The organism is Leisingera sp. ANG-M6, from assembly GCF_000813905.1.
Classification (GTDB): Bacteria; Pseudomonadota; Alphaproteobacteria; order Rhodobacterales; family Rhodobacteraceae; genus Leisingera.
The window spans coordinates 203500-216129 of the sequence record NZ_JWLG01000007.1 but is presented as its reverse complement, the minus strand read 5'-3'; the positions used below and the strand labels follow the sequence as shown (position 1 = coordinate 216129).

At 62.1% G+C, this 12630-nt stretch carries 16 protein-coding genes; all 16 read left to right on the top strand.

Annotated elements, in window-relative coordinates; translation table 11 throughout:
• Positions 1–34: 34 nt before the first annotated feature.
• The 16 genes from RA24_RS05440 to RA24_RS05365 all read left to right on the top strand — a co-directional run bounded on the left by RA24_RS05440 (position 35) and on the right by RA24_RS05365 (position 12626).
• Entirely contained in the window at positions 35–262 is a 228-nt protein-coding gene (locus RA24_RS05440) for a DUF5337 domain-containing protein (protein WP_019295993.1), read from the top strand.
• Positions 263–268: 6 nt separating this feature from the next.
• The gene (gene nuoF / locus RA24_RS05435) at positions 269–1567 is read left to right on the top strand and encodes an NADH-quinone oxidoreductase subunit NuoF (RefSeq protein WP_039145411.1); all 1299 of its coding nucleotides are present in this window, start codon (positions 269–271) and stop codon (positions 1565–1567) included.
• Positions 1568–1570: 3 nt separating this feature from the next.
• A complete protein-coding gene (locus RA24_RS05430) occupies positions 1571–1987 on the top strand; it encodes an MAPEG family protein (protein ID WP_019295991.1) in 417 nt (138 codons plus the stop codon).
• 2 nt (positions 1988–1989) lie between these two features.
• Positions 1990–2349 carry a hypothetical protein gene (locus RA24_RS05425; RefSeq protein WP_237754595.1) on the top strand — a complete coding sequence of 120 codons (360 nt, stop codon included), beginning with the start codon at positions 1990–1992 and terminating at the stop codon, positions 2347–2349.
• Between the two features lie 101 nt (positions 2350–2450).
• Positions 2451–2855 (top strand): DUF5333 domain-containing protein, encoded by a 405-nt coding sequence (locus RA24_RS05420; RefSeq protein WP_029204797.1) that lies wholly within the window; start codon positions 2451–2453, stop codon positions 2853–2855.
• A gap of 3 nt (positions 2856–2858) precedes the next feature.
• Positions 2859–4883 (top strand): NADH-quinone oxidoreductase subunit NuoG, encoded by a 2025-nt coding sequence (gene nuoG, locus RA24_RS05415; RefSeq protein ID WP_039190334.1) that lies wholly within the window; start codon positions 2859–2861, stop codon positions 4881–4883.
• Positions 4880–5266, top strand: a complete 387-nt coding sequence (locus tag RA24_RS05410; protein ID WP_039190332.1) for a hypothetical protein — start codon at positions 4880–4882, stop codon at positions 5264–5266. Before nuoG ends, RA24_RS05410 begins: the two co-directional genes overlap by 4 nt.
• A gap of 6 nt (positions 5267–5272) precedes the next feature.
• Positions 5273–6310: an NADH-quinone oxidoreductase subunit NuoH gene (gene nuoH, locus RA24_RS05405; RefSeq protein WP_019295986.1), complete on the top strand. Its 1038-nt coding sequence runs from the start codon at positions 5273–5275 to the stop codon at positions 6308–6310.
• Positions 6311–6313: 3 nt separating this feature from the next.
• Positions 6314–6808, top strand: a complete 495-nt coding sequence (gene nuoI / locus RA24_RS05400) for an NADH-quinone oxidoreductase subunit NuoI (protein WP_019295985.1) — start codon at positions 6314–6316, stop codon at positions 6806–6808.
• A 12-nt stretch (positions 6809–6820) separates the two neighbouring features.
• Entirely contained in the window at positions 6821–7057 is a 237-nt protein-coding gene (locus RA24_RS05395; protein WP_039170575.1) for a hypothetical protein, read from the top strand.
• On the top strand, positions 7054–7473 hold the full coding sequence (locus RA24_RS05390; protein WP_039190331.1) for a carboxymuconolactone decarboxylase family protein: 420 nt from the start codon (positions 7054–7056) through the stop codon (positions 7471–7473). Before RA24_RS05395 ends, RA24_RS05390 begins: the two co-directional genes overlap by 4 nt.
• The gene (locus tag RA24_RS05385) at positions 7470–8072 is read left to right on the top strand and encodes an NADH-quinone oxidoreductase subunit J (RefSeq protein WP_039145419.1); all 603 of its coding nucleotides are present in this window, start codon (positions 7470–7472) and stop codon (positions 8070–8072) included. Before RA24_RS05390 ends, RA24_RS05385 begins: the two co-directional genes overlap by 4 nt.
• Before the next feature lie 20 nt (positions 8073–8092).
• Positions 8093–8635, top strand: coding sequence for a hypothetical protein (locus RA24_RS05380; protein ID WP_152612811.1), 543 nt, complete (start codon positions 8093–8095; stop codon positions 8633–8635).
• Complete coding sequence (nuoK, locus tag RA24_RS05375; RefSeq protein ID WP_008553673.1) at positions 8632–8937, top strand: NADH-quinone oxidoreductase subunit NuoK; 306 nt, start codon at positions 8632–8634, stop codon at positions 8935–8937. The genes RA24_RS05380 and nuoK overlap by 4 nt, the downstream gene beginning before the upstream one ends.
• Before the next feature lie 6 nt (positions 8938–8943).
• Positions 8944–11076 carry an NADH-quinone oxidoreductase subunit L gene (gene nuoL / locus RA24_RS05370; protein ID WP_039190327.1) on the top strand — a complete coding sequence of 711 codons (2133 nt, stop codon included), beginning with the start codon at positions 8944–8946 and terminating at the stop codon, positions 11074–11076.
• Positions 11076–12626, top strand: a complete 1551-nt coding sequence (locus RA24_RS05365; protein ID WP_039145423.1) for an NADH-quinone oxidoreductase subunit M — start codon at positions 11076–11078, stop codon at positions 12624–12626. The genes nuoL and RA24_RS05365 overlap by 1 nt, the downstream gene beginning before the upstream one ends.
• The last annotated feature ends 4 nt before the right edge of the window (positions 12627–12630 follow it).

The following is a 12630-nucleotide window of genomic DNA, read 5'->3' as shown; positions in this document are numbered from 1 at the left end:
CCCGGCCGGGCCGCTTCCTGGCGATAGGGAACAGATGAGCAAGGAACAGGACCAGGCCATTGCAGCAAAGGGCCGGCACATCGCATTGGTGATCGCCGGGACGATTTCGCTGTGGATCGTGGTCTCGCTGTTCATTGGCCCCATGCTGGGGCTGCCGGGGCGCTACGCGCTTTTGTTCGACTTCGCCGCGCTGGCGGGCATGATCTATGCCCTGGTCAACATATTTCAACTCTGGCGCATGCGCCGGGACAGCCAAAGGTAGGCACACATGCTGAAGGATCAGGACCGGATCTTTACCAACCTTTACGGGATGCACGAGCGCACACTGGCGGGCGCCAAGGCGCGCGGCCATTGGGACGGCACGGCCGGCATCATCGAAAAGGGCCGCGACTGGATCATTCAGACGATGAAGGACAGCGGTCTGCGCGGCCGCGGCGGCGCGGGTTTCCCGACCGGCCTCAAATGGTCCTTCATGCCCAAGGAAAGCGACGGCCGCCCGGCCTATCTGGTGATCAACGCCGATGAATCCGAGCCCGGCACCTGCAAGGACCGCGAGATTATGCGCCACGATCCGCACACGCTGATCGAGGGCGCGCTGATCGCATCCTTCGCGATGAACGCGCATACCTGCTACATCTACCTGCGCGGCGAATACATCCGCGAGCGCGAGGCGCTGCAGGCGGCAATCGACGAATGCTACGACAAGGGCCTTCTGGGTAAAAACGCAGCCGGTTCCGGCTGGGATTTCGACGTCTTCCTGCACCACGGGGCAGGGGCCTATATCTGCGGCGAGGAAACCGCCCTGATCGAAAGCCTGGAGGGCAAGAAGGGCATGCCCCGGATGAAGCCGCCGTTCCCGGCAGGTGCTGGTCTTTACGGATGCCCGACCACCGTGAACAACGTGGAATCCATCGCGGTTGTGCCAACCATCCTGCGCCGCGGCGCCGACTGGTTTGCCTCCTTCGGGCGCCAGAACAACGCCGGCACCAAGCTGTTTGCGATCTCCGGCCACGTCAACAACCCCTGCGTGGTTGAAGAGGCGATGTCGATCGGGTTCGAGGAACTGATCGAGAAGCATTGCGGCGGCATCCGCGGCGGCTGGGACAACCTGCTGGCGGTGATCCCCGGCGGCTCCTCCGTCCCCTGCGTGCGCGGCGAGAACATGCGCGACGCGATCATGGACTTCGACTACCTGCGCGGCGAGCTGGGCTCGGGCCTTGGCACCGCGGCGGTCATCGTGATGGACAAGCAAACCGACATCATCAAGGCGATCTGGCGCCTGTCCAAGTTCTACAAGCACGAAAGCTGCGGCCAGTGCACCCCCTGCCGGGAAGGCACCGGCTGGATGATGCGCGTCATGGACCGCCTGGTGAAGGGCGAGGCCGAGCTGGAAGAAATCGACATGCTGTGGGACGTGACCAAACAGGTCGAGGGCCACACCATCTGCGCCCTTGGCGACGCGGCGGCCTGGCCGATCCAGGGCCTGATCAAGAACTTCCGCGAGGAAATCGAGGACCGCATCCGGGCCCAGAAGACCGGGCGCATGGGCGCGATGGCGGCGGAATAACTGATGGACGCCTTTGCCGCATATTCCCACGCTCTGGCCGCGCTGGTGATCTTTACCCTGATCACCCTGGCGCTGTCGCCGTTTTCGGCGCTGGCCAAGCAGAAGGCGGGCCTCGCACCGGGGGCCACGCCGCGGGAGGACTATGCGGAAAAGGCCTACCGGCTGAACCGGGCCTATCTGAACGGCTGCGAGACGCTGCCGGCCTTTCTGACTGTGACACTGGTGGCAGTCCTGACGGGCGCGGCGCCGTTCTGGGTGAACCTGCTGGCCTCGCTGGCGGTGGTGTCCCGGGTCATCATGATTTTCATTCACCTGCAGGGCATCGGCAAACCGCACAGCGGCCCGCGCTCTGTTTTCTACGTTCTCGGCTGGGCCTGCATGGCGGGTCTGGCGATCCTGGCATTGGCGGCAGTATTTTGAGCATGATGAAGACATACCGGATGGCCGTGCCTGCGGCTTGCCTGGCGGCTCTGGCGCTGGTTTCGGCCTGCGGAACCTCCGTCACCAACAAGAACCGCGAATTGTATGACGGCGTGCCCTTCAAGGCGAAGGCCAAGCCGATCGACAAGAAAACCAACCCCGCAGTGTTCCAGATCGACATCAAGGGTGTTGACCGGTCCGTCAAAGGCGCGCGCGAAGCGGCGGCCCACAGTGGCACCAAATACTGCGTGGCCACCTATGGCTCGTCTGACATCGAATGGGCCAATGATCCGCGCAATGAGGACGTTCCGTTGACCATCACCGATGGCCGCGCTGTGTTCCAGGGGACTTGCACCCCGTGAGCGGATTTCCGGCATATCAGGGCCTTGCGGCCCGGCTGCTATTGCATAGCAGCAGCGCGCGCCTGCGCATGGGGGCTTCGAAACTGAAGGAGTCCCCTGCCATGCGTGCCCTGATTGCCGCTGTTCTGTCCGCTTTTGTTGCCCTGCCTGCCGCCGCGCTGGCGAAACCGTCGCTGCGCGACGTGCAGGAAATCGAGGACCCGCTGTTTGCCGTTGCCGTCGCCAAGGAAGTCTCGGACATCTGCGGCGATATTTCCCCGCGTTACCTGAAAGGGCTGGGCGAGTTGCGCCGGCTCAAAGCGCGGGCAAATGCGCTGGGGTACACGGACGCGGAAATCCGCGATTACATCGAATCTGATGCCGAAAAGGCCCGGATGCGCGCCAAGGGAGAGAAGCTCCTGGCGCAGAACGGGGTCATCTACGGCAAACCTGAAACATTCTGCGCCTATGGCCGCGCAGAGATTGAGAAAAACAGCGCGATCGGCGTGTTACTGAGGGCGAAATAGACCATGTCTGACCTCCGCAAGATCAACATTGACGGAACCGAGATCGAGGTGGATGGGGCAATGACCCTGATCCAGGCCTGTGAGGAGGCCGGCGTCGAGATCCCGCGCTTCTGCTACCATGAGCGGCTGTCGATTGCCGGCAACTGCCGCATGTGCCTGGTTGAGGTTGTCGGCGGCCCGCCCAAGCCCGCTGCCTCCTGCGCGATGCAGGTGCGCGACCTGCGCCCCGGTCCCGAGGGTCAAGCACCGCAGGTGAAGACCAATTCGCCGATGGTCAAGAAGGCCCGCGAAGGCGTGATGGAATTCATGCTGATCAACCACCCGCTGGACTGCCCGATCTGCGACCAGGGCGGCGAATGCGACCTGCAGGACCAGGCAATGGCCTACGGCCTGTCGGGAAGCCGCTTCAAGGAAGCCAAGCGCGCGGTGGACGATCTGGACCTCGGCCCGCTGGTTGCCACCACCATGACCCGCTGCATCAGCTGCACCCGCTGCGTGCGCTTCACCACTGAGGTCGCGGGCATCACCCAGATGGGCCAGACCGGCCGCGGCGAGGATGCGGAGATCACCTCCTACCTGAACCAGACGCTTCAATCGAACTTGCAGGGCAACATCATCGACCTGTGCCCGGTGGGCGCGCTGACGTCCAAGCCCTATGCCTTCACCGCCCGCCCATGGGAGCTGACCAAGACCGAAACCATCGACGTGATGGACGCGCTGGGGTCGAACATCCGCGTCGACACCAAGGGCCGCGAAGTGATGCGGATCCTGCCGCGCAACCACGACGGCGTGAACGAGGAGTGGATCAGCGACAAGACCCGCTTTGTCTGGGACGGGTTGCGCCGCCAGCGCCTTGACCGCCCTTATGTGCGCGTCGATGGCAAACTGAAGCCCGCCACCTGGGCCGAGGCTCTGTCTGCCGCCGCTACGGCCATGAAGGGTAAGAAGGTTGCAGGCCTGATTGGCGATCTGGCCCCGGTTGAGGCAGCCTTTGCGCTGAAGCAGCTGGTTGAGGGGCTGGGCGGCAAGGTCGAATGCCGCACTGATAATGCCCGCCTGCCGATCGGCAACCGCGCGGGCTATGCCGGCACCGCCACCATCGAAGACCTCGATGACGCGGAAATGATCCTGCTGATCGGCACCAACCCGCGCGACGAGGCGCCGGTGCTGAATGCCCGCATCCGCAAGGCCTGGGCCAACGGCGCCGAAGTGGCGCTGATCGGCCCGGCGGCGGATCTGACTTATGAGTACTACCACGCTGGCACCGGTCGCGACGCCCTCAGCGACATGATCGCCAAGGGTGTCTCGGAAGAGACCCGCGACAACAAGAAAACCGTGATCATCGTGGGGCAGGGCGCCCTGCGCGAGGCCGACGGCCTGGCGGTGATGGCGGCGGCCCAGAAGATGGCGGAACTGTCCGGTTCCAAGCTGATGGTGCTGCATACTGCCGCGTCCCGCGTTGGCGCGATGGACATCGGTGCGGTAACCGAAGGCGGCATGGCAGCTGCCATCGACGGGGCGGAGGTGATCTATAACCTCGGCGCTGATGAGGTGGAAATCGAAGCCGGTGCATTCGTGATCTACCAGGGCAGCCACGGCGACCGCGGCGCGCACCGCGCTGATGTGATCCTGCCGGGCGCCGCCTATACCGAAGAAAACGGCTTGTTCGTGAACACCGAAGGCCGGCCGCAATTGGCTATGCGTGCTGCATTTGCGCCGGGTGAGGCCAAGGAAAACTGGGCCATCCTGCGCGCGCTCAGCGCCGAAGCAGATGCCAAGCTGGGCTATGACTCGCTGGCGCAGCTGCGTCAGGCCCTGGTCGCGGAAGTACCGCACCTGGCGCAGATCGACGAAGTGGCCGACAAAGACGGCGAGCCGCTGGAGCAGGACAAACTCGGCAACGCCGACTTCCTGCCCGCGATCAAGGATTTCTACCTGACCAACCCGATTGCCCGCGCATCGCAGCTGATGGCAGAGCTGTCGGCAGGTGTGAAGGCCCGCGGAAACGAGGCAATGGCCGCCGAATGATCCGCTTCGCCCTCATAACGCCTTTCCTGCTGGCCGCCTGCGCAATGGCCCCGGGCAGCGAAGGAGAGCGGCCCGCCCCGGTGTACGAAGGGGTGGAAACCAGCCTGCTGGAGGGCGATCTGGTGCAATTTCATGTCTCCATGCGCGGCGCTGCCGTGCTTGGCGACCTCGACAATTATGCGGAATGCGCCGCCGCGCAATATGCGCTGATCCGGGACTACGGGTTCGCGCGCCATGTGCGCACAACAACGAAACAGGCAGGGGGCAGCCGGACCGCGGACGCGGTCTACCTGATTTCGCCCTCTCTGCCGCGCGGATTGCGCACCATCGACGCCGAAGTCGTGGTCGCGGATTGCGCGGCGAACGGAATACCCACGGTGTGAGGACCTATGGCTGATTTCTTTAACACTCCAGGCGGCATCGCTGTTCTGATCCTGGCGCAAGTGCTTGCAGTTGTTGCCTTTGTGATGATCTCGCTCCTGTTCCTCGTCTACGGGGACCGCAAGATCTGGGCCGCGGTCCAGATGCGCCGGGGCCCGAACGTGGTGGGTGTCTATGGCCTGCTGCAGTCAGTGGCCGACGCACTGAAATACGTGGTCAAGGAAGTGGTGATCCCGGCGGGCGCCGACCGCACCGTCTTTATCCTGGCGCCGATGACCTCCTTCGTGCTGGCAATGATCGCCTGGGCGGTGATCCCGTTCAACGACGGCTGGGTGCTCAGCGACATCAACGTCGCCATCCTTTATGTCTTCGCGGTCTCCAGCTTGGAGGTCTACGGCGTGATCATGGGCGGCTGGGCGTCGAACTCGAAATACCCGTTCCTGGGCAGCTTGCGCTCCGCCGCGCAGATGATCTCCTATGAGGTCTCCATCGGCCTGATCATCATCGGTGTGATCATTTCCACCGGCAGCATGAACTTCGGCGACATCGTGCGGGCGCAGGACGGCGATCTGGGCCTGCTGAACTGGTACTGGATCCCGCATTTCCCGATGGTGTTCCTGTTCTTCATCTCGGCGCTGGCAGAAACCAACCGGCCGCCGTTCGACCTGCCCGAAGCGGAGTCCGAACTGGTCGCGGGCTACCAGGTGGAATACTCGGCAACACCGTTCCTCTTGTTCATGGCCGGTGAATACATTGCCATCTTCCTGATGTGCGCGCTGACATCCCTGTTGTTCTTTGGCGGCTGGCTGTCCCCGATCCCGGGCCTGCCCGATGGCGTCCTGTGGATGGTCGGCAAGATGGCGTTCTTCTTCTTCCTCTTCGCAATGGTAAAGGCGATCACCCCGCGCTACCGCTACGACCAGCTGATGCGCCTGGGCTGGAAGGTGTTCCTGCCGTTCTCGCTGGCCTGGGTGGTCTTCGTGTCCTTTGCTGCAAAATTTGACTGGTTCTGGGGCATCTTCGCCCGCTGGACCGTGGGAGGCTAACTGATGGCGAACATCGACTACACCCGCGCCGCCAAATACTTCCTGCTGCAGGATTTCTGGGTCGGCTTCAAGCTGGGGCTGAAGTATTTCTTCGCCCCCAAGGCCACCCTGAACTACCCGCACGAGAAGGGCCCGCTGTCGCCCCGCTTCCGCGGTGAGCACGCGCTGCGCCGCTATCCGAACGGCGAGGAGCGCTGCATTGCCTGCAAACTGTGCGAGGCGGTTTGCCCGGCGCAGGCGATCACCATCGACGCGGAACCGCGCGAGGACGGCAGCCGCCGCACCACGCGCTATGACATCGACATGACCAAATGCATCTACTGCGGCTTCTGCCAGGAAGCCTGCCCGGTGGATGCGATTGTCGAAGGCCCGAACTTCGAGTTCGCCACCGAAACCCGCGAGGAGCTGTTCTACGACAAGGAGAAGCTGCTTTCGAACGGGGAGCGCTGGGAAGCCGAGATTGCCCGCAACCTGGAAATCGACGCGCCGTACCGATAAGGGAGACATCAAATGGATAATGCTTCCGAAGCGGTACAAATGCAGTACCAAGTTACTGGCCTGCCAGCGCTTCTGATCTTCTTTGCAATTGGGTTTGTCGCCTACGGAATTCCGTCGATGAAAATCGCGAAGCGTAGCGGCCACTCGCCTTGGGTTGGGATACTAATGGCGGTGCCAGTTGTGAATATCGTCGTTATTTGGGTTTTCGCGAACTCTAATTGGCCAAGCTTGGACTGGAAAGAACAGTGACCGATCCCAAGAACCCTTTCGAGGCCATGATGGCTCAGGCCCAGCAGATGGCCAAGGCGTTCAACCCGGCGCTGGAGAACTTCTCGCCCTCCGAGGCGTTCAAGGAGTTCGAGGCGCTGTGGCCCACCATGCCCAAAGAGGTCATGGAAATGATGTTCGGCAACACCGTCAACAAGGACGGGCTGGATGCCAAAACCCGGCTGCTGCTGACACTGGCCGGGCTGACAATGCAGGGCGCGCAGGCTGACAGTGCCGTGCGCCAGACCGTGCGCCACGCCCTCGCGGCCGGCGCCAAGAAACAAGAGATCGTGGAAACGATCGGACAGATGTCGGTGTTTGCCGGCATTCCGGCCATGAACCGGGCGCTGGATCTGGCGCAAGGAGTCATGGACGACAAAAGGGACGATGAGACATGAGCGTTTTTGCCTTCTACCTCTTCGCCATCAGCGCCATCACCGGCGGGCTGTTCACCGTGATCAGCCGCCAGCCGGTGCATTCGGTGCTGTGGCTGATCCTGGCCTTCCTTTCCTCGGCCGGGCTGTTTGTGCTTCTGGGGGCGGAATTCGTCGCCATGCTGCTGGTCATCGTCTACGTGGGCGCGGTCGCGGTGCTGTTCCTGTTTGTGGTGATGATGCTGGACGTGGACTTTGCCGAGCTGAAGGCGGAGATGGCGCGCTACATGCCGCTGGCGCTGCTCATTGGCCTGGTGATCCTGATGCAGTTCGTGATGGCCTTCGGCGTCTGGGAAACCGCGCACAAGGCGCCTGAGCTGCTGGCCAATCCGGTGCCTGCGGACCGCCACAACACCGAGGCGCTCGGCCTCATCATCTATGATCAATATTTCCTTCTGTTCCAGCTGGCGGGCCTGATCCTGCTGGTGGCGATGATCGGCGCCATTGTGCTGACCCTGCGCCACCGCACCGACGTCAAGCGCCAGGACGTGGTTGCCCAGATGATGCGCGACCCGGCCGCGGCGATGGAGCTCAAGGACGTGAAACCGGGGCAGGGGCTTTGAGGGTACTTATCGCATCAGCTTTGGCACTGAGCATCAGTGCTTCGGCCGCGCTGGCTTGCCAGCCTGGGTTGAACCAGCAGGCCTTTTCGGAAATGAAAGGGATCTGCGGCGTGACCCATTTCGCTGAGGAATTTGGCTCGGAGGGGCTTTCCGAAGCAGTTGATCTTGGCGCCGGATTTGTTTCGCAGCTGTACCACTCGGGCTCTGCATGCGCCGTGGCGCATAGCCAAATTGTGTCAAACTGCGCGGAAGCAAAGGCCGTAGTCTTTGGTCCAGGCTCTTACGCTGGGGCAATGACCAAAGAGGAATTGGAAAATCGCCAAGAAGAACCCTTCCAAGTGTTGTCTCTGCAGGTTGAAGCGTCAGCAGGAGCGGGTAACCCTATGGATTTGGCCGAGATCGAGGCCATTGCGAAGAACGCAGAAATGATTAATGCGGACACTGTTACGATCATCGGCAGGCGTATAGGCATTTCGAACTCAGAGCGCCGTCCCGCGCATACCTATGACCTCACGTGCGGCTGTAAACATTACTATCCGGACTCGGCAGGAGCAAAGCTATGATCGGTCTTGAACACTACCTTACAGTGGCAGCGACGCTGTTCGTCATCGGCATCTTCGGGCTCTTCCTGAACCGCAAGAACGTGATCATCCTGCTGATGAGCATCGAACTGATGCTGCTGGCGGTGAACATCAACCTGGTCGCCTTCTCCTCGTTCCTGGGCGATCTGGTGGGGCAGGTCTTCACCCTGTTCGTGCTGACCGTGGCCGCGGCTGAGGCCGCCATCGGCCTTGCGATCCTGGTCTGCTTCTTCCGCAACCGCGGCACCATCGCCGTCGAAGACGTCAACGTGATGAAGGGCTAAAGACACATGGAAACCATCCTTCTCTTTGCCCCGCTGGTTGGCGCCATCATCTGCGGCTTCGGCCACAAGATGATCGGCGAGAAAGCCGCCACCGTGACTGCCACGGCGCTGCTGTTCCTGGCGGCGCTGCTTAGCTGGATCACCTTCCTGTCGTTTGACGGGGTGACCCAGAACATCGAGATTTTCCGCTGGATCGAAAGCGGCTCGCTGTCGACCTCCTGGGCGATCCGCCTGGACCGGCTGACCGCGATCATGCTGATCGTGATCACCACGGTCTCCTCGCTCGTGCACCTCTATTCCTTCGGCTACATGGACCATGACCCGCAGTGGAAAGAGGGCGAAAGCTACAAGCCGCGCTTCTTTGCCTACCTGTCGTTCTTCACCTTTGCGATGCTGATGCTGGTGACCTCCGACAACCTGGTGCAGATGTTCTTCGGCTGGGAAGGCGTCGGCGTGGCTTCCTACCTGCTGATCGGCTTCTACTACCGCAAACCGTCGGCCAATGCGGCGGCGATGAAGGCCTTCATCGTCAACCGGGTCGGCGACTTCGGCTTTGCGCTGGGTATCTTCGGCCTGTTCTTCCTGACCGACAGCATCAACCTGTCTGACATCTTTGCATCTGCGCCCACGCTGGCGGAAACCCAGGTCTCCTTCCTGTGGTCTGAGTGGAACGCGGCAAACCTGCTGGCCTTCCTGCTGTTTGTCGGCGCGATGGGCAAATCGGCGCAGCTGATCCTGCACACCTGGCTGCCCGACGCGATGGAAGGCCCGACCCCGGTGTCGGCGCTGATCCACGCCGCAACCATGGTGACCGCGGGCGTGTTCCTGGTCTGCCGCATGTCGCCGCTGATCGAGTTCGCGCCTGAGGCCGCGGCCTTCATCACCGCTCTTGGTGCGGCAACTGCCTTCTTTGCGGCCACGGTCGGTCTGGTTCAGAACGACATCAAACGCGTGATCGCCTATTCGACCTGCTCTCAGCTGGGCTACATGTTCGTGGCTGCCGGCGTTGGCATGTACTCGGCGGCGATGTTCCACCTGTTCACCCACGCTTTCTTCAAGGCGATGCTGTTCCTTGGCGCCGGTTCGGTGATCCATGCCATGCATCACGAGCAGGACATGCGGAACTATGGCGCGCTGCGCAAGAAGATCCCCTATACCTTCTGGGCGATGATGATCGGCACGCTGGCCATCACCGGCGTTGGCATTCCGCTGAGCGGCTGGGTTGGCTTTGCCGGCTTTGTCTCCAAGGATGCGATCATCGAAAGCGCCTATGCAGGCGGCTCGATGTTCGGCTTCTGGGCGCTGGTGATCGCGGCCTTCATGACCTCCTTCTACTCCTGGCGCCTGATCTTCATGACCTTCTATGGCGAGGCACGCGGCGACAAGCACACCCACGACCATGCCCATGAAAGCCCTTGGACCATGCTGGTGCCGCTGGGCGTGCTGGCCCTCGGCGCGATCTTCTCGGGCATGCTGTGGTACAGCAGCTTCTTCGGCCACGCTGATCAAGTCGGCAAGTTCTATGGCATCCCGGTGGCGGAAGCGTCTGCTGCCGCGCATGGCGAAGAAGCCGGTCACGGCGAAGAGGCCGCGCATGGCGACGACGCTGCGCACGGTGAAGAGGCTGCCCATGGCGAAGACGCCGCACACGGCGGTGAGCACCACTATGTGTTTGCCGGCAAGCCGGGCGAGGGCGCGTTGTATATCGGCAAGGACAACCACATCCTGGAGGATGCCCACGCGGCACCGAAATGGGTGAAACTGTCCCCCTTCGCCGCGATGCTGGGCGGCCTGGTGCTGGCGCTGTGGTTCTACATCTGGAACCCGTCGTTGCCCGCACGCCTGGCCAAGCAGCAGCGCCCGCTGTACCTGTTCCTGCTGAACAAATGGTACTTTGACGAGATCTACAACGTGATCTTCGTCAAGCCGGCCGTGGCGCTCGGCCGCTTCTTCTGGAAACGCGGCGATGGCAACACCATCGACGGTTTCCTGAACGGTCTGGCCATGGGCGTTGTTCCCTTCTTCACCCGTCTCGCTGGACGCGCACAGTCTGGTTACATCTTCACTTATGCCTTCTGGATGGTGCTGGGCATTGCAGCCCTGGTCACCTGGATGTCGATCGGCGGAGGAGCGCACTGATGGACAATCTCCTTTCTATTGTCACCTTCATCCCGGCGCTCGCGGCGGCCATCCTGGCCCTGTTCCTGCGCGGCGAGGATAAGGCGGCGCAGCGCAACGCCAAGTTTGTTGCGCTCTTTGCCACCACGATCACCTTCCTGGTGAGCCTTGGGATCTATTCCCAGTTCGACCCGGCCAACACCGGATTCCAGTTCGTCGAGGACCGGGCCTGGATCTTCGGGCTCAAGTACAAGATGGGTGTTGACGGCATCTCGGTTCTTTTCGTGATGCTGACCACCTTCATCATGCCGCTGACCATCCTGGCCAGCTGGTCGGTCACCGACCGGGTGAAGGAATACATGATCGCCTTCCTGCTCTTGGAGACCCTGATGCTGGGCGTCTTCATGGCGCTGGACCTGGTGCTGTTCTACCTGTTCTTCGAGGCGGGCCTCATTCCGATGTTCCTGATCATCGGCATCTGGGGCGGCAAGGAGCGGATCTACGCCTCCTTCAAGTTCTTCCTCTACACCTTCTTCGGCTCGGTTCTGATGCTGGTGGCGATGGTCTTCATGTATGTTGATGCCGGCACCACTGATATCGAAACCCTGCTGACCCACAGCTTCTCGGCGGCGTCGTTTGACGTGCTGGGGCTGCACATCGTGGGCGGCGCGCAGACACTGATGTTCCTGGCGTTCTTTGCCTCCTTCGCGGTGAAGATGCCGATGTGGCCGGTGCACACCTGGCTGCCGGACGCCCACGTGCAGGCGCCGACCGCGGGCTCCGTGGTGCTGGCGGCGATCCTGCTGAAGATGGGCGGCTATGGCTTCCTGCGCTTCTCCCTGCCGATGTTCCCGGTGGGCGCGGACGTGATGACCGATGTGGTCCTGTGGATGTCCGCGATTGCGGTGGTCTACACCTCGCTGGTGGCGATGGTGCAAGAGGACATGAAGAAGCTGATCGCCTATTCTTCGGTTGCGCACATGGGCTTTGTCACCATGGGCATCTTTGCCGCCAACCAGCAGGGCGTCGACGGCGCCATCTTCCAGATGCTGTCGCACGGGTTCATCTCCGCCGCGCTCTTCCTTTGCGTCGGCGTGATCTACGACCGGATGCACACCCGCGACATCGACGCCTATGGCGGCCTGGTGATCCGGATGCCGGCATACGCGCTGGTTTTCATGTTCTTCACCATGGGCAACGTTGGCCTGCCGGGCACCTCGGGCTTTGTCGGCGAGTTCCTGACCCTGATGGGCACCTTCCAGAAGAACACCTGGGTGACCGCCGTGGCGGCAACCGGCGTGATCTTCTCGGCCGGCTACGCATTGTGGCTCTACCGCCGCGTGGTGTTCGGCGACCTGATCAAGGGTAGCCTGATGGGCATCAAGGACATGTCCGCACGCGAGCGTTTCGTCTTTGCGCCGCTGGTCGTCATGACCCTGCTGCTGGGTGTCTATCCGTCGCTGGTCACCGACATCATCAGCCCCTCGACCGAGGCGCTGATTGCAAACTTCAACCAGTCTCTGGCTGCTGCGGACACTGCGCCCGCCGCGACCCAGATTGCTTCGCACTAAGGGA